This window comes from Bisbaumannia pacifica (genome assembly GCF_007989625.1).
In the GTDB taxonomy this organism is placed as follows: Bacteria; Pseudomonadota; Gammaproteobacteria; order Pseudomonadales; family Halomonadaceae; genus Bisbaumannia; species Bisbaumannia pacifica.
In genome coordinates this window covers 91,458-112,868 of sequence record NZ_BJUK01000002.1, presented here as the reverse complement: position 1 = coordinate 112,868, position 21,411 = coordinate 91,458, and the positions used below count along the sequence as shown (strand labels likewise).

Genomic DNA, 21,411 nt, shown 5'->3' with positions numbered 1-21,411 from the left:
GATCACTTCTTGTCGACGATCACTTCTTCTTGGGGGCAAGAATCATGATCATCTGACGCCCTTCCATCTTGGGGAAGGACTCGACGCTACCGATCTCCTCGAGATCGGCGGCGATCCGCTCCATCAGCTTGCGGCCGATGTCCTGGTGGGCCATCTCGCGGCCCCGGAAGCGCAGGGTCACCTTGCCCTTGTCGCCCCCTTCGAGGAAACGTGTCAGGTTCTTGAGCTTCACCTGATAGTCACCCTCGTCAGTCCCGGGCCGGAACTTGACCTCCTTGACCTGGATCTGCTTGGTCTTCTTCTTCTGTGCCGCCTTCTGCTTCTTCTGCTCGAAGACGAACTTGCCGTAATCCATGATCTTGCAGACGATGGGATCGGCATTGGAGATCTGTACGAGGTCGAGACCCGCGGCTTCGGCCTTCTCCAGGGCTTCCTGGGTTGAGACGATGCCCAGCTGTTCACCATCGGCGTCGATGAGGCGAACCTGGTCTTCGGTGATACGCTCGTTCATTGGCGGACGCTTGTCCTGGACGCGCCCTCGCTGATTATTACGCTTGATCGCTAAATCTCCGTTCTGAGTGACGTTGTCATTATAACCCCTCGGCGGTCAGCCGAGCGAGCAGGTCGTCGACCTTGATGCTGCCGAGATCCTCGCCACTGCGGGTACGCACGGCAACAGCGTCGGATTCGACTTCCTTATCCCCCACCACCAAGAGGTAGGGAACCTTCTGCAACGTATGCTCCCGGATTTTAAAGCCGATCTTCTCGTTCCTCAAGTCCGCCTTGGCCCGTGCGCCGATTTTCTGCAGCCGCTGCTCGAGATCGAGCACATAATCGCGCTGGGCATCGGTGATATTGAGGATCGCCACCTGCTGGGGCGCCAGCCACAGCGGCATGGCCCCGGCATAGTGCTCGATCAGGATCCCCAGGAAGCGCTCGAAGGAGCCGAGGATGGCCCGGTGCAGCATGACCGGCGTCTGGCGCACCCCCTCCTCGTCCACGTACTGGGCACCGAGGCGGCCCGGGAGATTGAAGTCGAGCTGCAGGGTACCGCACTGCCAGACCCGGTTGAGGCAGTCGCGCAGGGAGAACTCGATCTTGGGTCCGTAGAAGGCCCCCTCCCCCGGCTGTAGCTCCCAGTCGAGCCCGGTGCTGTCGAGGGCCGCCTGGAGCCCCGCCTCGGCGCGGTCCCACATTTCCGGCTCGCCGAGGAAGTCCTCCGGTCGAGTAGAGAGCTTGAGCTCCACGTCCTCGAAGCCGAGCTCCTTGTAGACCTCGAGGGTCAGGGCGATAAAGGCCTCGGCCTCGGCCTGGATCTGCCCCTCGGTGCAGAAGATATGGGCATCGTCCTGGGTAAAACCACGCACCCGCATCAATCCATGCAGGGCACCGGATGGCTCGTTACGGTGACAGCTGCCGAACTCCGCCAGGCGCAGCGGCAGGTCCCGGTAGCTCTTCAGGCCCTGATTGAACACCTGCACATGGCAGGGGCAGTTCATCGGCTTCACCGCGTAGTCGCGCTTCTCCGACTCGGTGGTGAACATCAGCTCACTGTAATGGCCCCAATGCCCCGACTTCTTCCACAGGGAGAGATCCACCACCTGGGGCGTCTTGATCTCCTGATAGCCGTTGGCGATCTGCACCCGACGCATGTACTGCTCCAGGGCCTGGTACATGGTCCAGCCATTGGGGTGCCAGAAGACCATCCCCGGGGCCTCTTCCTGGAGGTGGAAGAGGTCGAGCTTCTTGGCCAGCTTGCGGTGATCGCGCTTCTCCGCCTCCTCGAGGCGCTTGAGGTAGGCCTTGAGGGCCTTCTTGTCGCCCCAGGCAGTGCCGTAGATGCGCGTCAGCATCGGCTTGGAGGCGTCACCCCGCCAGTAGGCGCCGGCCAGCTTGGTCAGCTTGAAGGCCTTGAGATGCCGGGTATTGGGCACATGAGGCCCGCGGCACATGTCGGTATATTCTTCGTGGTGATAGAGACGAATGCTCTCGCCTTCCGGGATATCGCGAACGATCTCCTGCTTGTAGGGCTCATCACGATGCAGGAAGGTGAGCATCGCCTTGTCGCGATCCACGTACTCGCGAACCACATCGTAGCCCGTGTCGATCAGCGCCTTCATGCGTTGCTCGATGGCCTCGAGGTCCTCCGGCGTCACCGAGCGACCGAAGTCCACGTCATAATAGAAGCCGTCGTCGATGACCGGGCCAATGGCCATCTTGGCCTCGGGATAGAGCTGCTTGACGGCATGCCCGATCAGGTGGGCGCAGGAGTGACGAATGACCTCCAGCCCCTCGGGGTCGCGGGCGGTGAGAATGGCCACCTCGACATCACGATCGATCACATCGGCGGCATCCACGGCGACGCCGTCGATCTTGCCGGCCACGCAGGCCTTGGCCAGGCCGGGGCCGATGGACTCCGCCAGCTCCATCACGGTCAGCGGAGCGTCGAAGGTCTTCTGAGTGCCGTCGGGCAGGGTAACGATGGGCATTGCTTATCCTTAACGCGCAGTGGTGGGCCATACCAGGGCTCACGTGTCGCAGGTCGAGAGAATGGGATACGTTCGGGTCCATCGGGGCGCCCCCACCATGGGCGACGACCATCCGGCAGTAGCCGGCGGCACCGAGGACACGAAGGGGGAGAACTTTAGCAGATCGAGATGGCCTCGCGCCATCCACACCTAACGCAGCAGGGGCGCCCGAAGGCGCCCCTGAGATCGGATCGCGAATGACGTGCTTAGTTGAGCACGTTCAGTTCGACGCGACGGTTCTGGGCACGACCGGCATCGGTCTCGTTGCTGGCCACCGGACGCGCTTCGCCGAAGCCACGGGCCACCAGACGATCCGCCTCGACGCCACGAGCGATCAGGTAATCGCGCACGGAGTCGGCACGACGCTGGGAGAGCCCCAGGTTGTACTGATCGGAACCCACGGAGTCGGTGTGGCCGCCGATGTGCACGCGGACGTCCTGACTACGCTCGTTCTCGATCAGGCGGCGCGCCACGTCATTCAGAGTGGCATGGGCGGCCGGCATCAGCTCGGCGGAATCGAAGGCGAAGTTCACTTCACTGGAGAGCACCAGCGGCTCGAATTCCGGCACCGGCTCGGGTTCCGGCGCGGGTTCCGGCATCGGCGCGGGCTCGGCGACCGGCTCCTCGGAGTAGTCGGCACACAGCATGGCACCGATGGTCGCACCGGCGGTGGAGCCAATGGCTGCACCGGTATCCTCATCGGACTCGCTGCTGGTAGCGTAGCCGATGCCACCACCGATCAGGCCGCCGGCGATACCGCAGACCAGGGGCTGCTGATACCAGGCACGATCGGGAGCGCTCGGGTTGCTATTGGTAGAGGCGCAACCGGAGAGACCGATCACCAGGGCGGAACCAAGCAGCAGGCCAGTCGTTGATTTTTTCATGTACAACTCCTTCTTTGACGCAGTGCGAACGTCGCGTGACGCACAAGACGGATCTCGGAGAATCAGCCCGAGAGCCCGAAAAGGGAAAGCCGCAACCACGCAGCATTCCTTTGCAAAGTAACCACAATGGCCTAATTCGACCAGAGCTTATACGCATGTTTCATCATCTCATGGCGCCCATTGGCTGCCAAGAGGCGATCGCCGATCAGTGCAAGCCCTCGGGCCAACGTTCTTTGAACTCCAGCACGGCGCGAGCGCCCGCCAGCGCCGAAGGCTTGAGTTCGTCCTCCACCGCCAGACGCTGCTTGTCTTCCTGGAAGCGCTCCCGAGGCGACAGGGCCTGACGCGCCGAGTGAGTATGCAGGTGCGACGTGCGGGCATGCACCTCGGCGAAGACCCGGAAGGCGTCACGCTCGACCAGCCGAGGGTCGATGATATCCAGCATCACCTTGCAACGCAGCGCGCCCTCGGTGATATCCACCTGCTCACTGAGCATGGCGCGCGCCACGGCATCCAGCCCTTCCAGGCACTGTTCGTGGGCGCGACGGACTTCCTCGGCGCGGAAGGCCTCGCGGCGCTTGACCTCGCGCCACAGGCTCCAGGCATAGCCCGAGAGGCCGGCAATAATCAGCAGCGCCAGGGCGGCCAGACCGATGGCCAGGGGGGTACTCATGGAACGAACCTCATCTTGCGTCGGCGTCCCCGAAACGCGGGGAATTTAGGACAAAGCTTATACATAACATAGAAAACGAACAACTATGACGTCCCCTTTCGCCACCGTCCTTGGGCCTCGGCACAGGCGACAAAGGCCGGGTTGCGTAGCGACTCGCCGCCATTATAGGTCAGAGGCAACAGGGTATCGGCCACCAAGACGGCACCACCGGCGCCCTCCAGCACCGCCTGAGCGGCGGCGGTATCCCATTCGCTGGTGGGCGCGAAACGCGGATAGAGGTCGGCCTCTCCCTCGGCGATACGGCAGAACTTCACCGAACTCCCATAGCGCAGCAGCGACGCTTCGGGAAAGCCCGCCAGCCAGGCGCGCGTCCGTTCGTCCAAATGGGCACGACTGGCCACCACCCGGGGCGGCCACCGCGACGCCACCGTGATCGCCTCGGCCCGATCGCCCTGCCAGCGCCAGGCGCCGAGGGCGGAGCCGCCCTCCCAGGTGGTCCCGGTTACCGGCGCATGCACCAGCCCATAGCGGGTACGCCCCGCCTCGACCAGGGCCAGGTTGACGGTAAAGTCATCGAAGCCGTCGATAAACTCGCGAGTCCCATCCAGGGGATCCACCAGCCAGTAGCGCGTCCAGTGGCGGCGAGTCGTCCAGGGCACCACGGCCTCCTCCGAGAGCACCGGCACCTCCGGGGTCAATGCCGCCAGCCCCGCCATCAGCACGTCATGGGCGGCCTGGTCGGCGGCGGTCACCGGGCTGGCATCGGCCTTCTCGCGAGCCGCCCAATCGCCGCCGGCGCGTACCGCCAGGATCGCCTCGCCGGCCCGCACGCAGAGCTCGCGCAATGCCGCTCGCGGAAGCCATTCACTGGATGCCATGATCTGCTCCTCGGTGTCGAAGCCGCTACCCTAGCGGCAGAGTCTCGACGCGGCAAGGGATGGCCTTGCTTAGCTGGCGAACGTCGCGGCGGGCTCGTACAATGCGCGCGACTTCGCCTGCTCATATAAGGATATGCCATGGCCAACCAGGACTCCGCGCCCGCGACCGCGGCGCCTCAACCACCCAACCTGGCCGCCCGTATCGGCCTGTGGCTGGGTCCAGTCTGGCTGCTGTTCACCCTGCTCTCCCCGGCGCCGGCCGGGATGAGCGAGAGCGCCTGGCTATGTGCCGGTCTCGGCCTGCTGATGGCCACCTGGTGGTCCACGGAAGCGATTCCGATTCCCGCCACGTCGCTGTTGCCGTTGCTGCTGGTCCCGGCACTGGGCATCGCGCCCATGGGCCAGGTCAGCGGCAGCTACGCCAATCCCATCATCTACCTCTTCCTGGGCGGCTTCCTGCTGGGCATCGCCATGCAGCGCTGGGAACTGCATCGGCGCATCGCCCTGCATGTACTGCGTCTGGTGGGTCACCAGCCGCGCCGGCAGATCGCCGGCTTTATGCTGGCTACGGGCTTTCTGAGCATGTGGGTCTCGAATACCGCCACCGCCATCATGATGCTGCCCATCGGCATGTCGGTGGTCAGCCTGCTAGGCAAGGATAACGATCCCCAGGAGTTGGCCCGTTATGCCACCGCCCTGTTGCTGGCCATCGCCTACTCCGCCAGCATCGGCGGCGTGGCCACCCTGATCGGCACCCCGCCCAACGCCTTGCTGGCCGGCTACCTGGCCGAGTCCCGGGGCATCGATGTGGGTTTCGCCCAGTGGATGGTGATCGGCCTGCCGATCAGCGCGGTGATGATGCTGCTGGCCTGGTGGTGGCTGAGCCGTGGCGGCTTCGCGCTGCGTCAGGGCGATGACAACGGCCAGATGATCCGCGATGAACTGAATCAGCTGGGCGCCCTGAGCGCCGCGGAGCGCCGGGTCGGCATCGTCTTCCTGCTGGCCGCCCTGGCCTGGGTATCACGCCCGCTGCTCAATGACCTGGGCCTCGACTGGCTCAGCGACACCGGTATCGCCATCGCCGCGGGGCTGCTGCTGTTCCTGATCCCCAGCGGCCGCGCGCGGGGCGAGCGCCTGCTGGACTGGGACGCCGCCAAGACCCTGCCCTGGGGCATCCTGCTGCTGTTCGGCGGTGGCTTGGCCCTGGCCGGGGCCATCAGTCAGTCGGGGCTCGCCGAGTGGATCGCCGAGCAGCTCTCGCTGTTCGGGGTACTGCCGCTGCTGGCCCTGGTCGGCATCGTGGTGCTGGTAATCATCTTCCTCACCGAGATCACCTCCAATACCGCCACCGCCGCGGCCTTCCTGCCCCTGCTCGGCGCCTTGGCGCTGTCGCTGGATATCTCGCCGCTGCTGATCACGGTGCCGGCGGCGATCGCGGCCAGCTGCGCCTTTATGATGCCGGTGGCGACGCCGCCCAACGCCATCGTCTTCGCCACCGGCCATATGAAGATCCAGTCGATGATCCGCGCCGGCTTCGCCCTCAATATCCTGAGCACCCTGGTGGTGACCCTGATGGCCTACCTGCTGGTGAACTGGTTCTGGTAAGGCCCGGCTCCCCAGACGCCAGACGCCGCCTGAGGGGCGGCGTCTGTGGCTTCGGGGGCGCGACGCCAGCTACCAAGGCCAGGCCACGGCGTAATGGTCGAGCAGCAACACCCCGAAGACGCCGAGAATATAACGAATCGAGAACCAGAAGGCGGCCAGCGGCGCCCGCGGATCTTGCCCCCGCCAGACCCGGTAATTCCACACCATAAAGCGCAGGTTCAGCGCCATCACCCCCACCAGGTAGACGGCCCCGCTCATGCCGATCACGAAGGGCAGCAGGGTCACCACCAGGGTCAGCCAGGCATAGAGCCAGATCTGCAAGCGGGTGAAGGCCTCGCCATGGGTGACCGGTAGCATGGGCACCCCCGCCCGGGCATACTCCTCGCGCTTGTGAATGGCCAGCGCCCAGAAATGCGGCGGCGTCCAGGCGAAGATGATCAGCATCAGCAGCAGCGGCTCGGGGCCCAGGCTACCGGTGATCGCCGTCCACCCCAGCAACGGTGGCGCCGCCCCGGCCACCCCGCCGATCACGATATTCTGTGGCGTGGCGCGCTTGAGAAAGGCGGTATAGATCAGTGCATAACCGATCAGCGAGGCCAGGGTCAGCCAGGCGGTCAGGGCATTGACCTGCCACAGCAGCAGGCCGATACCCAGCACCGACAGCAGGGTCGCCCAGGCCAGGGCCAGGGGCGTGGCCAGCCGCCGCGTGGCCAGGGGCCGCCGCGCGGTGCGCGCCATCAGAACATCCAGCTTGCGATCCAGCACATGGTTGTAGGCGGCCGCCCCGCCGGCGGCCAGGCCGATGCCCAGCAGGCCATTGACCACCGCCGCGAGCGACGGCAACCCCGGCGCGGCGAGCGCCATGCCGACCAGGGCACAGACCAGCATCACCAGTACCACTCGGGGCTTGCACAGGGTCAGCAGATCCCGCCAGGACTCGCCGACCCGCTCGAACCGCGCGGGCATCATCAGGGCATTACGCATGGGCCATCTCCTTCTCGCTCGCCTGCCGTGCGTTGCCGACACGGCTCGCCTGCCAGGCCCCGAGGGCCAGGGCCAGGGTCAGGGCCACCGCCCCGCCGGTATGCGCCAGGGCCAGGCCCAGGGGCAGCCACCAGAGCACATTGGCCACTCCCAGGGTGAACTGAACGCCGTAGAGGCCCAGCAGGCCCATCAACCAAGGCCGCAGTGGCGGCCGCCGCCACTCCCGCCGGGCCAGCAGCACGAGCCCCAGCCCCAGGGCCAGGGCGCCCAGGCGATGGCCGAGGTGGATGGCGGTGCGCGCATCGGCATGCAACTGGCCGTGCAGGTAGTTGGGCCCCACCGTCTGGGTCAGGTGGAAGCCTTCGCTCCAGTCGGTGGCGGGCCACCACTGGCCGTTACAGGTGGGAAAGCCCTGGCAGGCGATGCCCGCATAATTGCTGGAGACCCAGCCGCCCAGGGCCAGCTGGCCCACCAGCAGCACGGCCGCCAGCCCCCAGAGCGGCGAGAGCCGTCGGCGGCTCGCAGGAGGCTTCGCGGCGACCAGTTCGCGCAGGCGAAGATGTACCCACAGGAAGAGCAGCAGCACGCCGATGCCCCCCAGCAAGTGCAGGGTGACCACCTGGGGCCACAGCTTGAGAGTCACGGTAAAGGCGCCGAAGGCCCCCTGCAGCAGGATCGCTCCCAGTAGCGCCAGGGAGAGGTGCCAGGGATAACCGGGCCGCCGGCGCGCCCCGGCCCCCAGGGCCACCAGGGCGAGAACCACCAGCCCCAGGGTCGAGGCGACATAGCGATGGATCATCTCCACCCAGGCCTTGAGGGCCTCCAGCGGCGCCTGCGGCGAATGGGCCGCGGCGGTGGCGGCATCGGGCACCACCAGGCGCCCGTAGCACCCCGGCCAATCGGGGCAGCCCAGGCCGGCATCCATCAGCCGGGTCCAGGCCCCCAGCAGGATGACCCCCAGGGTCGCCAGGGTGCCCAGCAGGCTGAGCCACTTGAGCAGGTGGAGCCGGAATTCGGTCATGGCGTGCCCTCGCGGTTAACCCTCGTCTGTGCTCAGCTTATGCCTCTGCGGCGTTGAAGGCTGCCGCTCAATTCGACGCCAGGTCACGCTCGGGGTTGACCCGCAGCAGGTGCTGGAGGTCGTCCATCACCTCTCGTAATGGCGCCCCGGGGGAATAACCCAGCAACACCTCCCCCTGCGGGGAGAGCAGCCACAGCGCCCCCGGCTCGCTCCACGCCGGCGGCATGCGCCAGCGTGCCAGGCGCTCTCCGGGGAGGGTCTCCTGCCCCGGCGCCCCGGCGGCGACGATACGCAGCCGCTCCACCCGGGGAGCCTCCCGCCCCAGGGCCCGATGCAGGCGCCACCAGCGATCCGCCTGGTCGGCGCAATCGAGACGACAATCGAAGGCCAGCCGCCAGCCCTCGCCGGTGGCCGGCGCCAGCAGCGGCCACTCGGCCAGGGCCGGCACCTCCGGCGCCAGCCGACCATGGGCAGTGCGCGCCTCGGGGATCGCCACTCGCCAGGTCACCATTACCCAGGCGACGACCAGGGGGGCGGCGAACAGGGCCATCAACAGCAGCAGTTTCACGCGGGGATAGCGAATGGCGCTCATCGGGACTCCTCGATGACGGCAGATGGACGGGGCGTCAGGCGGCGGCCGCCCAGGATCATGATCACCAGGGCGGCCAGCGCCAGGCCCCACCACTGGAAGGCATAGCTACGGTGTCCCCCGGGCGGCATCACGCTGGGGCGCCACCATGCCTCATAGGCGCCCTCCCCGGCCTGCTGATGCAGCCAGCCGGCATGGGCGAAACCCTCCGGCCAGGCCTCGAGGGCGATGCGCTGCAGTCGCCGTCCCTCGCGATTGGGCCCCAGCAGCAGGCCACCGTCACCGGCCGGCTGCCAGGTACCGCTGACGGTCACCGGCCCCTCGGGGGTGGTAATCTCGGGATCGACCCGGTAGGGGCCGGTGGCGATAAAACCTCGCTGGATCAACCAGCGCCGCCCCTGGGCGTCCACCAGCGGCGTCAGTACCGCCACGCCGACCCGCCCCTCCCGGACCCGGTTATCGAGAAACAGGGTCCGGTCGGCGATGAACTCGCCGCTGAGGGTCAGGGTGGCACCCGCCATGGGCGCCTCGTCGGGGTCGATCAGCGCCGGCGCCGCGGCCCGGGCCTCGAGGTAGGCCGCCTTGTCCGCCGCCCGCTGCCACTGCCAGCTTCCCAGGATCAGGCCGAGGATCACCAGGCTCGGCCACAAGACCCACCACAGACGGCGCTTGACAGCGCCCGGTGGCTTCCTTGAACTGTGATCAATCGATGCCACGGAGTGCCCCATGCTGAAATTCGCCATCGCCCTGGTCTTCTTGCTGATGCTGACCAGCCTCGCCACCGGCGCCGGTTTCCTGCTCCGCGACGGCGGCGCCTCGCGGCGCCTGCTGGTGTCGCTCAAGCTGCGGGTGGCCTGTGCCCTGGTGCTGCTGGCGCTGCTCTTCTATGGCTTCTATTACGGCGGCCTGAGCTGAGCGCCGACACAGTGATCAGAAGACATAGACGAACAGGAAGAGGCCGACCCAAACCACATCGACGAAGTGCCAGTACCAGGCGGCGGCCTCGAAGCCGAAATGGTCGTCGCCGCTGAAATGATCCCGCTGGATGCGCACCAGCATCACCGCCAGGATGATGGCCCCGACGGTGACGTGCATGCCGTGGAAGCCGGTCAGCAGGAAGAAGAGGCTGCCGTAGATGCCGGCATCCAGGGTCAGGCCGTAGTGGGCATAGGCCTCGTAGTACTCGAAGCCCTGTACCAGGATAAAGCAGGCGCCGAGGAAGACGGTCCCCGCCAGCCAGTTGCGGCAGGTGCGCCGGTAGCCCTCCTTGAGGGCCTCGTGGGCGATGGTCAGGGTCAGGCTGGAGGTGACCAGGATCAGGGTGTTGACCAGGGGCAACTGCCAGGGGCTCAGCACCTCGTGGGGACCGGAAACCGAGGCATCCGGCGGGTTCAGCAGCGGCCAGCTGGCGGTGAAGTCGGGCCATAGCAGCGCCGCCACCCCCTTGGCGCCCTCGCCGTCCAGCCACGGCAGGGCGAAGGTGCGCACATAGAAGAGGGCGCCGAAGAAGGCGGCGAAGAACATCACCTCGGAGAAGATGAACCAGCCCATGCCCCAGCGGAAGGAGCGATCCATCTGCGCATCGTAGAGCCCCTGCAGGGATTCCCGCACCACGTCACGAAACCACAGCGCCATCACCGCCAGTATCGCCGCCACGCCGAGCCCCAGCAGCGGCGCCCCCCAGCCATGGACCATCTGCAGGCCGGCCCCCAGCATCATTCCCCCTAGCGCCAGGGAGCCGAGGATCGGCCACTTGCTGGTCGCCGGAACATAGTAGCTACCACCGCTCATGCTTCACCTCCTTGCGCCTCGGGGGCCCTTCGGGCGATCTCGCCGGAGGCCACCGGATACAGGGTATAGACCAGGGTCACGGTATGAATCTCGGCGGGCAGGTCGCGATCGAGCTGGAAGACCAGCGGCAGCGCCAGCCGCTCCCCCGCCGCCAGGCGCTGCTCCTCGAAACAGAAGCAGCTCAGCTTGCGCAGGTGGCGGTTGGCCTGGGACGGCGTCACGCTGGGCACCGCCCGCCCCCACTGCTCCGCCGCCCCCTGATTGACGAAGGTGAAGCCCACCTCCACCGTCTGGCCCGGGTGCATGCGCAGCTGGCGCTGTTCCACCTCCAGGCGCCATGGCAGGCCGGCGCCGCTGCGGGTCACCAGTTGCACGGTCACGTAGCGGGACTCATCCACCCCCTCATGCACCAGGGCCTGGGCGGTGGTATCCACCTTGCCGTTGAGCCCGGTGACCCGGCAGAAGACGTCATAGAGGGGCACCAGGGCGAAGGCGAAGGCGAACATCGCCACCAGCACCAGCAGGGTCCGACTCACGGTGCGCTGTACCGGGCTCATCGACCTCCTCCCGACGGGCTTCCCCGTCGCCAGACCTCAGGGATGCGGCTGCGGCGTCACATGGGGCGGCGTCTCGAAGGTGTGCAGCGGCGCCGGGCTGGGCACGCTCCACTCCAGGTCCTGGGCCCCCTCCCAGGCCTTGGCCGGCGCCTTCTCGCCACCGCGCACGCACTTGACGATCACCACCACGAAGAGCAATTGCGAGAAGCCGAAGAGGAAGGCCCCCAGGCTCGACACCAGGTTGAAGTCGGCGAACTGCAGGGCATAGTCGGGAATCCGTCGCGGCATGCCGGCCAGCCCCGAGAAGTGCATGGGGAAGAAGGTCAGGTTGACGCCGATCACCGACAGCCAGAAGTGCCAGCGTCCCAGGCGCTCACTGGGGTAGTGGCCGGTCCACTTGGGCAGCCAGTAGTAGACCGCGGCCATGATCGAGAAGATCGCCCCGGGCACCAGCACATAGTGGAAGTGCGCCACCACGAAGTAGGTATCGTGGTACTGGAAGTCCGCCGGGGCGATGGCCAGCATCAGCCCCGAGAAACCGCCGATGGTGAACAGCACCACGAAGGCCAGGGCGAAGAGCATCGGGGTCTCGAAGCTGATGGAGCCCTGGAACAGGGTGGTGATCCAGTTGAACACCTTCACCCCGGTGGGCACCGCGATCAGCATGGTGGTGTACATGAAGAAGAGCTCCGCCACCAGGGGCAGCCCCACCACGAACATATGGTGCGCCCAGACCAAGAAGGAGAGGATGGCAATGGAGGCGGTGGCATAGACCATGGAGGCGTAGCCGAACAGCGGCTTGCGGGCGAAGGTGGGAATGATCGCCGAGACGATGCCGAAGGCGGGCAGGATCATGATATAGACCTCCGGGTGCCCGAAGAACCAGAAGAGGTGCTGGAAGAGCACCGGGTCGCCGCCGCCGGCGGCATTGAAGAAGCTGGTACCGAAGTTGATATCCAGCAGCATCATGGTGATCACCCCGGCCAGCACCGGCATCACCGCGATCAGCAGGAAGGCGGTGATCAGCCAGGTCCAGACGAACAGCGGCATGTCCATCATGCGCATCCCCGGGGCGCGCAGATTGAGGATGGTGGCGATGATATTGATCGCCCCCAGGATCGAACTGATCCCGGCCAGGTGCATGCCGAGGATAAAGAAGGTGGTGGACGGCGGCGCATAGGTGGTGGAGAGCGGCGCATAGAAGGTCCAGCCGAAGTTGGGCCCACCGCCGGGCATCAGCAGGGTGGCAAGCAGCAGGGTAAAGGCCACCGGCAGCAGCCAGAAGCTGAAGTTGTTGAGCCGCGGCAGGGCCATGTCCGGGGCGCCGATCTGCAGGGGAATCATCCAGTTGGCCAGGCCGGTAAAGGCCGGCATCACCGCCGCGAAGACCATGATCAGGCCGTGCAGGGTGGTCATCTGGTTGAAGAACTCCGGCTCGACGAACTGCAGCCCCGGCTGGAAGAGCTCCAGGCGCACCACCAGGGCGAAGATCCCGCCGATAAAGAACATGCTCAGCGAGAAGACCAGGTAGAGGGTACCGATCTCCTTGTGGTTGGTGGTCAACAGCCAGCGCAGCAGGCCCCTGGGCGGCGCGCCAGGCGACTCCGCGGCGGCACCCGCACCGCCGGCGCTATGCTCCAGGGGGGACTTGGGCAGCTTCGATGCCATCGGTGTTCTCCCTTGTGCTGATTCTAGCGAGCGAGACGCTCGGCGACCCGGGCGGGCTGGACCACATCGCCGGTGGCATTGCCCCAGGCGTTGCGCGTATAGGTGATCACCGCCGCCAGCTCCACCGGGTTCAAGGTGTTGCGGAAGGCCGGCATGGCGGTGCCGGAGACGCCGTTGATGACGGTGTCGAGCTGCCAGCCGAGGTCCTCCTGGAGCCGCGGGTTGCCGGCCAGGGCCGGAAAGGTCGGCGGCGCACCCTGCCCCTCGGGCTGGTGACAGGAGGCACAGATGGCCGCATAGACCTCCTCGCCACGGGTCATCAGCTCCTCATGGCCCCAGTCACGGTCGACGCCCAGGGCCTCCTGGGCCGCCTCATCACGCCGCTCGGCGAGCCAGGCATCGAACTCGTCCGGCGCCATGGCCTGCACCACGATGGGCATGAATCCATGGTCGATGCCACACAGCTCGGCACACTGGCCCCGGTAGATCCCGGGCTCGTTGATGCGTACCCAGTTCTCGTTGACGAAGCCGGGCACGGTGTCTTGCTTGACCGCCAGCTCCGGCACCCACCAGGAGTGGATGACATCGTCCGAGGTAAAGAGGAAGCGCACCTTGCGCCCCACCGGCAACACCAGGGGGTTGTCCACGTCGAGCAGGTAGGTCTCGCCCCGGGCTTCCTCGCCGCGGACCTGCGCCCGGGGCGTGCTGAGGCTGGAGGTAAAGGCCACCTCCTCGCCCAGGTAGTCGTAACGCCAGCGCCACTGTTGGCCGGTCACCATCACGTCCAATTCGGCATCGCCGGTGTCGTACATGTTCTTCAGGGTGGCCGTGGCGGGCACCGCCATGGCCACCAGGATCAGCAGGGGCAGGGTCGTCCAGATCACCTCCACGGTGGTGTGCTCGTGGAAGTTGGCCGCCTGCGGCTGGCGGGAGCGACGATAGCGGAACAGCGAATAGAACATCACGCCGAAGACCACCACGCCGATCACCACGCAGATCCAGAAGATGGTCATATGCAGGGAGTGGATCTCCCGGCTGAGGTCGGTGACCCCCACCGGCATGTTCCAGCCATTGGCCAGCACCTGGGGGCTCAAGGCGAAACCGCCCGCTCCCGATAGCCAAGCAAGCCTCCTGGGCATCGGCGCCTCCTTCGTTGTTATTGACCGCCTTGGGCCTGGCAAACCGAATATTAGTCAAGACTGGAAGGAGTATAGGAAAGATCCCCGGCTCGCCTTCCCGGGGGGCCGGCTCCCCCTAAACGCAATCATCAACGCAGGGGGAAAGCCCAATGCCGCCTTAGCTGGCGGCCAGCCTGGCCAGCAGCACCACCAACAGCACCAGCACGGCGGCGGCGACCAGCCCCACCAGGATAAAGTGGCCGGGGCGTCCCTGCTCGAAATCGCGCCGCCGCTGCCGCTCCTTCTGGACGCCGAAGAAGGCCGCCAGTACCGACTTGATGACCTGCCACATCGCTTGCCTCCCGCTGTTCCGTTCATCACTACCTTGACCCAGAACAAGGAAAGCCGCCGGTCGCCCATTCAACGCCAGGGCCAGCGACTACACTTAACGAGTTTGCCCCGACACCCCCTCATGGAGGTCTCCCATGCCCCGAGTCGCCCCCGCCCCCCTGGACGCAACCCAGCCCCTGATGCACTGGTGGCTCATCTCCTGGAGTCACCATGCCCCGCCCATGGCACGCCTGCAGCTGGCCTGGCTCTCCATGGCTGGCGAGACGCTCCAGGCCGAGCTGGAGTTCTTCGGCGCCTGCGCCGATATGCAGCGTCGCTGGAATCGTTGCCTGAGTCACGAGAAGGATCCCCAGGCCCTCGGGGAGTGTTACCAGTCGCTGGTGAAAGAGATGACCGACGCCCAGTTTCAGCGCCTGCACCGGGTCAGCCAGTTGCCCAATGACTTTCGTCAGCAGGTCTGGGAAGAGCTCTGACCCCTTCCGATGGACCGTGGATGCAACAGGGGCGCCCATTCGGGCGCCCCTGTCGCGTGTCGGCGGTTCATAGTCCCAGCAGGCGAGCCACCAAGGGCAGGACGAAGGCGGTCAACAGGCCGGTGAGCCCCATGGCTAGCCCCGAGAAGGCACCGGCCAGGGCCCCGTACTGGGCGAAGCTATGGGCGGTGCCGAAACCGTGCGCCGCCAGCCCCATGGCAAAGCCGCGGACATCCGGCTCCTCGATGCGCAGGGCACGGAAGATCCAGGGCGCCAGGGCGCAACCGATGGAGCCGGTCAGCAGCACCAGGCCGGCCGCCAAGGCGGGGATGCCCCCCAGCTGCTCGGCGACCCCCATGGCGATGGGCGAGGTCACCGAGCGCGGGGCCAGGCTCAGCAGCGACTCGCGGCTGGCGCCCAGCAGCATGGCGATGCCCAGGGTAGAGGCCACGGCGGTGACGATGCCGGTCAGGCAAGCCGCCAGGATGGGCATCAGGCGGCGGCGAATACGCTCGCGATGATCGAACAGCGGTATCGCCAGGGCCACGGTGGCCGGCCCCAGCAGGAAGTGGATGAACTGGGCCCCCTCGAAGTAGGTGACATAGTCGATATCGGCCAGCAGCAGGAAGCCGATCAGCAGGGCGATGGCCAGGATCACCGGATGCACCAGGGGCGTGCCTCCCAGCCAACGATTGATACGCGTGGCCAACAGGAAGGCCAGCAGGGTCGCCAACAGCGCCAGCAAGGGCTGACTGGCCAGGTAGACCCAGAGCCGGTCGAGGTCGGTCAGCATCAGCGCCCCTCCCCTTCCCGGCGACTCAGCCGGCTCATCACCTTGGCGGTCACCGCCAGGGTGATGGCGGTGGAGGCCACCAGGGTGATCAGCAGCGGCCAGAGGTCGGCGCGAATCAGCTCGAAGTGCACCATCATGCCGACCCCCGCCGGCACGAAGAGCAGGGTCAGATGCCGCAACAGCCCTTCCCCGGTGCACCGCAGCCCCTCGGGCACCCGCCCCAGCACCAGCAAGCCCCCCAGCAGCAGCGCCATGCCGATGACCGGCCCGGGCACCGGCATGGTCAGCCCCCGGGCCAGCAGTTCGCCCAGCAGCTGGAATCCCAGCAGCACGCTCATTCCCACGACGATCGGCATCCGTCCTCCCTTGTCTCCGCCCGCGGCGTCGGCGCCGCCGACACAGTATACCGAGGCCCAGGCGTCGCGCCGATGCCGTCCTAGCCGGTCGGGACGGTCTCGGCGGACGCCCGGGCGTCCGCACACCAGTGCAGGAAGGCCTCGGCCGGCAGCGGGCGCGCATAGAGATATCCCTGGCCGATATCGCAGCCCATGGCGATCAGGCACTCGGCCTGGCCCCGGGTCTCGACCCCCTCGGCCACCACATCACAGCCCATGCCATGGGCCAGGGCCGTCACCGTGGCCGCCAGTTGACGATCGTCCGCGTGCTCGGCGATGCCGGTGACGAAGGCGCGATCGATCTTCAGGGTCGAGACGGGCAGGGTCTTCAGATAGGCCAGGGAGGAGTGGCCGGTGCCGAAGTCATCGATGGCGACCCGGATTCCCTCCCTATCGAGCACGGCCAGCTGTTTTCGCGCCTGGGACAGGTCGGCCATCAGCCCGGACTCGGTGACCTCGATGGAGAACGCCTCGACCGGCAGGCCATGGCGCCTCAAGCGCGCCAGGAGGTCCTGGGCGAAGCCCTCCCGGCAGAGCTGACGGGCGGCGACATTGACCGCCAGGGAGAAATCGGCGGGCACACGCCCCTCGGCCAGCCATGCCGTCAGTGCCTGCATGCTGTGCTCCAGGACCCAGTCGCCGATGGCCAGGATCTCGCCGCTGGCCTCGGCCATGGGGATAAAGCGCCCCGGCGAGATCAGGCCGCGACCGGGGTGCTCCCAGCGCAGCAGGGCCTCGGCGCCGATCACCTCGCCGGTCGGCATCCGCAGCTTGGGCTGGTAGGCGAGGAATAGCTCGCCACGCTGCGTCACGCCACGCAGCGCCTGATTGAGTTCGAGATCGTCCCGCTGGGCGGCCTCCAGGGCATCGCTGTGAAAGCGCACCGGCGCCTCGCCAGGGTCCGGGAGCGCCAGCGCCGCCATCTGAACCAGCCGCTGCGCCGCCACTCCCCGCCCGGCGGCCCCGCCGACCCGGGATGCCATGGTCAGGGACATGCCATCGAAGGCATGCTCGTCGGCCAGCCAGTGCTGCAGGGTTCCCGCCAGCTCGAGCAGTGCCACATAGCCGGGGTCCGGGAGGACCACCAGCAGTTCCGCGCCGCCCCATAGCCCCTGCCGGGCCCCCTCGGGGAGCCACTGCGCGAGCCCCCGGCCGAGCTGGGCCACCAATCGCTCGGCCACGTCATGACCATGCAGGCGGGCGATGTCATGCAGTGCATCGAGGACGATATAGAGCACCGCGGCTCCCCGCTCCCCGGCCATGATGCCATCGAGCGCCTCCATCAGGGCACGCCGGTTGGGCAGGCCGGTCACCGGGTCGGTATTCGAGAGCAGTTCCAGCTCCCGGGTACGCTCGGCGACCAAGCGCTCCAGCGCCACCGCCTCCTGATGACGCCGGGCGTAGCGCAGCTCGACCTCCAGCGCGTTGCGAACCCGTTGCAGCACCTCGCCATGGTCGAAGGGCTTGGTGACCACGTCTCGGGCGCCCAGGCTCAGGGCCTGGCTGCGGGTGGCCTCATCCACCTGGGCGGTCAACACGATCACCGCCGGGCCACGGCTGCCGAAGGCCGATTCCAGGGCCCGCATGACGCCGTGACCATCCAGGTGCGGCATGCGGATATCCAACAGGATCAGCGCCGGCATCGACTGCCGGCAGCGCGCCACCACCTCGCGGGACTCCAGCAAGCCTTCCACCTGCGTGAAGCCTTGATCCTCGAGCAGATCGGTCAACAGCTCCACATTGATGGGATTGTCGTCCACCACCAGGATCGGCAGTCGCCGCAGTGCCTCGGTCAGACGTTCAGGCATGGGGCTCTCCCTCGATGGGTAGGTGCTCGTTCAGGACCCGCCTCAGGCGCTCCAGGTCCAGGGGTTTGGTCAAATAACCGTCGAAACCCGCCAGCCGCCCACGGCGAATATCGCTGGGCATGGCGCTGGCGGTCACCGCCAGCACCGGCAGGCTCGACCACTGCGGCTCGCGGCGCAGCCGCGCGAGCAGGGCATGGCCATCCATACCCGGCAGATGGATATCCAGCAGCAAGAGATCGGGAAGCTCCCGCCCGAGGCGTTCCAGCGCCTCCTCCGCACAGCCGACGGTGATCAGCTCCGCGCCCTCCAGCTCGGCGAAGACCTCATGCATCAGTTGGCGATTCGCCGGATTGTCTTCCACGTAGAGCACCCGGCAGGATGCCATCGGCCCCTGCCCGCCGCTGGGGGCGGCCTCGCTGGCGGCGGCCTCCGGCGCCGGGCCGGCATCTGCCAGGGGCAGGGCGACATGGAAGACGCTCCCCTCCCCCAGGCGACTCTCGACCCAGATCTCGCCGCTCATCGCCTCCACCAGCTGGCGGGTGATCGACAGCCCGATTCCCGTGCCTTCGATGGCCCCATGCTCGGCGCCCAGGCGCTGGAAGGGCTCGAACAGGGCGCTTTGGTGCTCCTGGGCGATGCCCAGGCCGGTGTCGCGCACGCTCACCCACACCCGCGCCGATTCACCGCTCACCGACACCTCGACCCGCCCGCCGCGGCGGTTGTACTTGATGGCGTTGGAGAGCAGATTGAGCAGCACCTGCTTCAGGCGAGTGTAATCCGCCCGCACCTCCGTCAGGGCGCTAATCTCCGGGGCACTCAGCGTCACCCCGGCGTCGGCGGCACTGGTCTGGACGCTCATCAAGGCATCGCCGACCAGCTCGTCGAGGCGCACCCGCTCCAGGGAGAGCGATAGCTTGCCGGCCTCGATGCGGGCCAGGTCGAGCACGTCGTTGATCAGCGCCAGCAGGTGCTGGCCGCTGCGCTCGATCTGCGCCACCTGCCGGGCCTGGCGCTCGTTGAGCGGCTGCTGCCGACTGTTGGCCAGCAGCTGCGCATAGCCGAGCACCGCGTTGAGCGGGGTGCGCAGCTCATGGCTCATCGAGGAGAGGAACTCGCTCTTGGCCCGACTGGCGCGCTCGGCCTGGTCGCGTGCCTGTGCCAGGGCCTCGGTGGCCCGCTCCCGCTCCGCCAGGCCACGGTGCAGATTGATCAGCAGGGCACAGGTGGAAGTAAAGGGCTTGAGCCACTCCAGTAGCGCCTGATCATAGCGACGCCGCCCATTAGCGATGGCAAACATGCCGATCACGGACTGGCCATCATGGATCGGCACGCCGAGGTAGTTGCGCAGACTGGGGTGGCCCGGCGGAAAGCCACCCCGCCCGGGGTGGCTGGCCAGGTCCTCGGTCATGATCACCTCCCCGTGAGCAAAGACCCGCCCCAGCAGGCTGTCCGGGTTGGTGAGCATCATGTCACCGCTGCGCAACCGCTCCATCAGCCGCCGGGACTCCTCGCTCCAGGAGAGGTCGGTGATGGCGTGGAGCTTCAGGGCCGGCGCCCCCTCGGCCTCGACCACCTCGCCGATCAGCGCATAGTCGCTGTCGGTGAGCTCGCGCAGGGCCTCCATCAAGAACTCCCAGAGCCGGTGGCCGGACATCAACGCCTGGTAGTCGGTGATCCCCTGGTGCAACACCCGCAGCAGGTTCGACTGGCGGCGCGCCTCGGTGGTGTCATGCACCACGCCCACTACTCCACGCACGCCCTCCTCACGATTGCCCAGGGGCGACAGGCTTAGCTCCAGATGGCGGCCCTTCACCTCGCCCAGCACCAGTTGCCGGGGGGAGCCCAGGCTCACCACCTCGCGCTCGGCGGACTCGATCTGTGCCGCCAGGGCGTGGGAGAGCAAGACGGAGAGCGGCGGAGGCTCCCCTTCCAGGGCGCCCAGGCCGAGCAGCTCGCGGCAGGCGCGGTTCGCCGCCAGGTAACGCCCCCCGCTGCTGCGCGCATAGATGGGCTCGCGGCTGCCATCGATGATCGCCCCCAACAGCCGCCGTTCACGCTGGGCGGCACGCCGCGCCTCATGGATCTCGCTGAGGTCGGTCAGGATGCCGATAAACTCGTCCACTTCGCCGTCGCCGCCACGAATGGCGCTGACCGCCAAGTGCACCGGCACCCGCCGGCCGTCGCGGTGGCGGGCCACCACTTCGCGGCCCTGACCGATGATCCGCGGCGCCTCTCCCGCCAGGTAGCGGCTCAGGTAGCCATCGTGGCGACTCGCCTCGCCATCATGCATTAGGGCCTTGATGTTCTCCCCCACCAGCTCATGGCGCGGGTAGCCGAGCAGCCGCAGGGCGAAGGGGTTGATATCGCGCATGGTGCCGCGGCGATCGATGCGGATAATGCCCGCGGCGGACTCCTCCAGCACGGCGGCCATGCGCTGCGTGCTGAGCTCGAGCTCCTCCTGCTGACGGCGCTGGCGCTGGCGAAGGGCGTGCTGCGTCAGGAGTACCTCGGCCTGGGCCGCCAGTTGCTCGAGCAGCTGGCGCTCCCGAGGCGACAGGCTCCGCGGCCGACTATCGAGGAGGCACAGGGTCCCTACCGCCTCCCCATCGGGTCGCAGCGGCACTCCGGCATAGAAACGAATGTCCGGGATGCCGTCGACCCGCAGTGCCCCGACGAAGCGCGGGTCCGCCAGGGCATCCTCGACCACCAGGGTGTCGCCGCCGGCAATGGCATGGCTACAGAAGGTTCCCTCTGGGGGCAGGTCGCGCCGCGTCCAGCCCTGGCCGGCAATACAACGCAGCCGGCGGCGCTCCAGGAGGGTGACCAGGGCGGTCGGCACCTCGAACAGGTCCCGAGCCAGGGTCGCCAATCGCTCCAGGGCAGGATCCGCCGAAGGCTCCGGCACGGCGAGCGCCTCCGGTGCCGCGAGGCGCGCCGACGCGTTATCGGGTGGGGGGGATGACTCCATGCCATTGCCTCAGTACGCTATGCTTGATTAGCGATATATCGGCGACAGACGACCGGGCTTTACCCCACGCCCCGAAATCCTGCGACAAGGCCCCACGACGAAAAACGCCCACCGGCCTCGGGAGGACGGTGGGCGTTTCTCTTGATGTTCATGGTCGGAGCGACAGGATTCGAACCTGCGACCTCTGCAACCCCATTGCAGCGCGCTACCAAGCTGCGCCACGCTCCGACTCGTTTCCGGCGCTTCGTGTGCCCCGAGAACGAGGCGTATATTACCAAGATTTCGGCAAATGAAAACCCCTAATTTGCGATTTTTTTCAAATGCTTG

21 protein-coding genes and 1 tRNA gene are annotated in these 21,411 nt (G+C 67.1%); 3 read left to right on the top strand and 19 right to left on the bottom strand.

Annotated elements, in window-relative coordinates:
- Positions 1 to 19 precede the first annotated feature (19 nt).
- The 5 genes from infC to cysQ all read right to left on the bottom strand — a co-directional run bounded on the left by infC (position 20) and on the right by cysQ (position 4,963).
- Positions 20 to 559: a translation initiation factor IF-3 gene (infC, locus tag HPA02_RS01240; RefSeq protein WP_273668236.1), complete on the bottom strand. Its 540-nt coding sequence runs from the start codon at positions 557 to 559 to the stop codon at positions 20 to 22.
- Positions 560 to 590: 31 nt separating this feature from the next.
- Positions 591 to 2,489 (bottom strand): threonine--tRNA ligase, encoded by a 1,899-nt coding sequence (gene thrS / locus HPA02_RS01235; protein ID WP_146801074.1) that lies wholly within the window; start codon positions 2,487 to 2,489, stop codon positions 591 to 593.
- 245 nt (positions 2,490 to 2,734) lie between these two features.
- On the bottom strand, positions 2,735 to 3,412 hold the full coding sequence (locus tag HPA02_RS18520; protein ID WP_146801072.1) for an OmpA family protein: 678 nt from the start codon (positions 3,410 to 3,412) through the stop codon (positions 2,735 to 2,737).
- 205 nt (positions 3,413 to 3,617) lie between these two features.
- On the bottom strand, positions 3,618 to 4,085 hold the full coding sequence (locus HPA02_RS01225) for a DUF2489 domain-containing protein (protein WP_146801071.1): 468 nt from the start codon (positions 4,083 to 4,085) through the stop codon (positions 3,618 to 3,620).
- A gap of 83 nt (positions 4,086 to 4,168) precedes the next feature.
- Positions 4,169 to 4,963 (bottom strand): 3'(2'),5'-bisphosphate nucleotidase CysQ, encoded by a 795-nt coding sequence (gene cysQ, locus HPA02_RS01220; protein ID WP_146801069.1) that lies wholly within the window; start codon positions 4,961 to 4,963, stop codon positions 4,169 to 4,171.
- 138 nt (positions 4,964 to 5,101) lie between these two features.
- On the opposite strand from cysQ, the gene HPA02_RS01215 reads away from it, so the two are divergent.
- Complete coding sequence (locus HPA02_RS01215) at positions 5,102 to 6,568, top strand: SLC13 family permease (RefSeq protein ID WP_146801067.1); 1,467 nt, start codon at positions 5,102 to 5,104, stop codon at positions 6,566 to 6,568.
- 69 nt (positions 6,569 to 6,637) lie between these two features.
- Here the strand turns inward: HPA02_RS01215 and cyoE are convergent, their stop codons facing one another.
- The 4 genes from cyoE to HPA02_RS01195 all read right to left on the bottom strand — a co-directional run bounded on the left by cyoE (position 6,638) and on the right by HPA02_RS01195 (position 9,812).
- Complete coding sequence (gene cyoE / locus HPA02_RS01210; RefSeq protein ID WP_146801065.1) at positions 6,638 to 7,552, bottom strand: heme o synthase; 915 nt, start codon at positions 7,550 to 7,552, stop codon at positions 6,638 to 6,640.
- Positions 7,545 to 8,573 (bottom strand): COX15/CtaA family protein, encoded by a 1,029-nt coding sequence (locus HPA02_RS01205; RefSeq protein ID WP_146801063.1) that lies wholly within the window; start codon positions 8,571 to 8,573, stop codon positions 7,545 to 7,547. The genes cyoE and HPA02_RS01205 overlap by 8 nt, the downstream gene beginning before the upstream one ends.
- Positions 8,574 to 8,640: 67 nt before the next feature.
- On the bottom strand, positions 8,641 to 9,165 hold the full coding sequence (locus tag HPA02_RS01200; RefSeq protein ID WP_146801061.1) for a redox-active disulfide-containing membrane protein: 525 nt from the start codon (positions 9,163 to 9,165) through the stop codon (positions 8,641 to 8,643).
- Positions 9,162 to 9,812 (bottom strand): SURF1 family protein, encoded by a 651-nt coding sequence (locus tag HPA02_RS01195; protein WP_244945833.1) that lies wholly within the window; start codon positions 9,810 to 9,812, stop codon positions 9,162 to 9,164. Before HPA02_RS01195 ends, HPA02_RS01200 begins: the two co-directional genes overlap by 4 nt.
- Positions 9,813 to 9,888: 76 nt before the next feature.
- On the opposite strand from HPA02_RS01195, the gene HPA02_RS01190 reads away from it, so the two are divergent.
- Positions 9,889 to 10,077 (top strand): DUF2909 family protein, encoded by a 189-nt coding sequence (locus tag HPA02_RS01190; protein WP_146801057.1) that lies wholly within the window; start codon positions 9,889 to 9,891, stop codon positions 10,075 to 10,077.
- 15 nt (positions 10,078 to 10,092) lie between these two features.
- Here HPA02_RS01190 and HPA02_RS01185 read toward each other — a convergent pair whose 3' ends face one another.
- From HPA02_RS01185 to HPA02_RS01165, 5 genes are all read right to left on the bottom strand, one after another.
- Complete coding sequence (locus tag HPA02_RS01185; RefSeq protein WP_146801055.1) at positions 10,093 to 10,953, bottom strand: cytochrome c oxidase subunit 3; 861 nt, start codon at positions 10,951 to 10,953, stop codon at positions 10,093 to 10,095.
- Positions 10,950 to 11,510, bottom strand: coding sequence for a cytochrome c oxidase assembly protein (locus tag HPA02_RS01180; protein ID WP_146801052.1), 561 nt, complete (start codon positions 11,508 to 11,510; stop codon positions 10,950 to 10,952). The genes HPA02_RS01185 and HPA02_RS01180 overlap by 4 nt, the downstream gene beginning before the upstream one ends.
- A 36-nt stretch (positions 11,511 to 11,546) precedes the next feature.
- Positions 11,547 to 13,178 carry a cytochrome c oxidase subunit I gene (gene ctaD / locus HPA02_RS01175; RefSeq protein WP_146801050.1) on the bottom strand — a complete coding sequence of 544 codons (1,632 nt, stop codon included), beginning with the start codon at positions 13,176 to 13,178 and terminating at the stop codon, positions 11,547 to 11,549.
- Positions 13,179 to 13,201: 23 nt separating this feature from the next.
- Positions 13,202 to 14,317, bottom strand: coding sequence for a cytochrome c oxidase subunit II (gene coxB, locus HPA02_RS01170; protein ID WP_146801048.1), 1,116 nt, complete (start codon positions 14,315 to 14,317; stop codon positions 13,202 to 13,204).
- A 157-nt stretch (positions 14,318 to 14,474) separates the two neighbouring features.
- Positions 14,475 to 14,648: a DUF2970 domain-containing protein gene (locus HPA02_RS01165; protein ID WP_146801046.1), complete on the bottom strand. Its 174-nt coding sequence runs from the start codon at positions 14,646 to 14,648 to the stop codon at positions 14,475 to 14,477.
- Between the two features lie 133 nt (positions 14,649 to 14,781).
- Between HPA02_RS01165 and HPA02_RS01160 the strand changes: the two genes are divergently transcribed.
- Positions 14,782 to 15,120, top strand: a complete 339-nt coding sequence (locus HPA02_RS01160) for a hypothetical protein (RefSeq protein ID WP_146801044.1) — start codon at positions 14,782 to 14,784, stop codon at positions 15,118 to 15,120.
- A 67-nt stretch (positions 15,121 to 15,187) separates the two neighbouring features.
- On the opposite strand, the gene HPA02_RS01155 is transcribed toward HPA02_RS01160, so the two are convergent.
- From HPA02_RS01155 to HPA02_RS01135, 5 genes are all read right to left on the bottom strand, one after another.
- Complete coding sequence (locus HPA02_RS01155) at positions 15,188 to 15,913, bottom strand: LrgB family protein (RefSeq protein ID WP_371832405.1); 726 nt, start codon at positions 15,911 to 15,913, stop codon at positions 15,188 to 15,190.
- Positions 15,913 to 16,269: a CidA/LrgA family protein gene (locus HPA02_RS01150; RefSeq protein ID WP_146801042.1), complete on the bottom strand. Its 357-nt coding sequence runs from the start codon at positions 16,267 to 16,269 to the stop codon at positions 15,913 to 15,915. The genes HPA02_RS01155 and HPA02_RS01150 overlap by 1 nt, the downstream gene beginning before the upstream one ends.
- 80 nt (positions 16,270 to 16,349) lie before the next feature.
- Positions 16,350 to 18,116 carry a putative bifunctional diguanylate cyclase/phosphodiesterase gene (locus tag HPA02_RS01145; protein WP_146801040.1) on the bottom strand — a complete coding sequence of 589 codons (1,767 nt, stop codon included), beginning with the start codon at positions 18,114 to 18,116 and terminating at the stop codon, positions 16,350 to 16,352.
- Positions 18,109 to 21,084 (bottom strand): GAF domain-containing protein, encoded by a 2,976-nt coding sequence (locus tag HPA02_RS01140; protein ID WP_146801038.1) that lies wholly within the window; start codon positions 21,082 to 21,084, stop codon positions 18,109 to 18,111. Before HPA02_RS01140 ends, HPA02_RS01145 begins: the two co-directional genes overlap by 8 nt.
- A 151-nt stretch (positions 21,085 to 21,235) precedes the next feature.
- Positions 21,236 to 21,312 (bottom strand) — tRNA-Pro (locus HPA02_RS01135).
- Positions 21,313 to 21,411: the final 99 nt, after the last annotated feature.

Excerpts from the sequence above, each read along its gene's own strand:
- thrS (WP_146801074.1), bottom strand. The coding sequence starts at position 2,489 with ATGCCCATCGTTACCCTGCCCGACGGCACTCAGAAGACCTTCGACGCT.
- HPA02_RS18520 (WP_146801072.1), bottom strand. The coding sequence starts at position 3,412 with ATGAAAAAATCAACGACTGGCCTGCTGCTTGGTTCCGCCCTGGTGATC.
- HPA02_RS01225 (WP_146801071.1), bottom strand. The coding sequence starts at position 4,085 with ATGAGTACCCCCCTGGCCATCGGTCTGGCCGCCCTGGCGCTGCTGATT.
- cysQ (WP_146801069.1), bottom strand. The coding sequence starts at position 4,963 with ATGGCATCCAGTGAATGGCTTCCGCGAGCGGCATTGCGCGAGCTCTGC.
- HPA02_RS01215 (WP_146801067.1), top strand. The coding sequence starts at position 5,102 with ATGGCCAACCAGGACTCCGCGCCCGCGACCGCGGCGCCTCAACCACCC.
- cyoE (WP_146801065.1), bottom strand. The coding sequence starts at position 7,552 with ATGCGTAATGCCCTGATGATGCCCGCGCGGTTCGAGCGGGTCGGCGAG.
- HPA02_RS01205 (WP_146801063.1), bottom strand. The coding sequence starts at position 8,573 with ATGACCGAATTCCGGCTCCACCTGCTCAAGTGGCTCAGCCTGCTGGGC.
- HPA02_RS01200 (WP_146801061.1), bottom strand. The coding sequence starts at position 9,165 with ATGAGCGCCATTCGCTATCCCCGCGTGAAACTGCTGCTGTTGATGGCC.
- HPA02_RS01190 (WP_146801057.1), top strand. The coding sequence starts at position 9,889 with ATGCTGAAATTCGCCATCGCCCTGGTCTTCTTGCTGATGCTGACCAGC.
- HPA02_RS01185 (WP_146801055.1), bottom strand. The coding sequence starts at position 10,953 with ATGAGCGGTGGTAGCTACTATGTTCCGGCGACCAGCAAGTGGCCGATC.
- HPA02_RS01180 (WP_146801052.1), bottom strand. The coding sequence starts at position 11,510 with ATGAGCCCGGTACAGCGCACCGTGAGTCGGACCCTGCTGGTGCTGGTG.
- ctaD (WP_146801050.1), bottom strand. The coding sequence starts at position 13,178 with ATGGCATCGAAGCTGCCCAAGTCCCCCCTGGAGCATAGCGCCGGCGGT.
- coxB (WP_146801048.1), bottom strand. The coding sequence starts at position 14,317 with ATGCCCAGGAGGCTTGCTTGGCTATCGGGAGCGGGCGGTTTCGCCTTG.
- HPA02_RS01165 (WP_146801046.1), bottom strand. The coding sequence starts at position 14,648 with ATGTGGCAGGTCATCAAGTCGGTACTGGCGGCCTTCTTCGGCGTCCAG.
- HPA02_RS01160 (WP_146801044.1), top strand. The coding sequence starts at position 14,782 with ATGCCCCGAGTCGCCCCCGCCCCCCTGGACGCAACCCAGCCCCTGATG.
- HPA02_RS01155 (WP_371832405.1), bottom strand. The coding sequence starts at position 15,913 with ATGCTGACCGACCTCGACCGGCTCTGGGTCTACCTGGCCAGTCAGCCC.
- HPA02_RS01150 (WP_146801042.1), bottom strand. The coding sequence starts at position 16,269 with ATGCCGATCGTCGTGGGAATGAGCGTGCTGCTGGGATTCCAGCTGCTG.
- HPA02_RS01145 (WP_146801040.1), bottom strand. The coding sequence starts at position 18,116 with ATGCCTGAACGTCTGACCGAGGCACTGCGGCGACTGCCGATCCTGGTG.
- HPA02_RS01140 (WP_146801038.1), bottom strand. The coding sequence starts at position 21,084 with ATGGAGTCATCCCCCCCACCCGATAACGCGTCGGCGCGCCTCGCGGCA.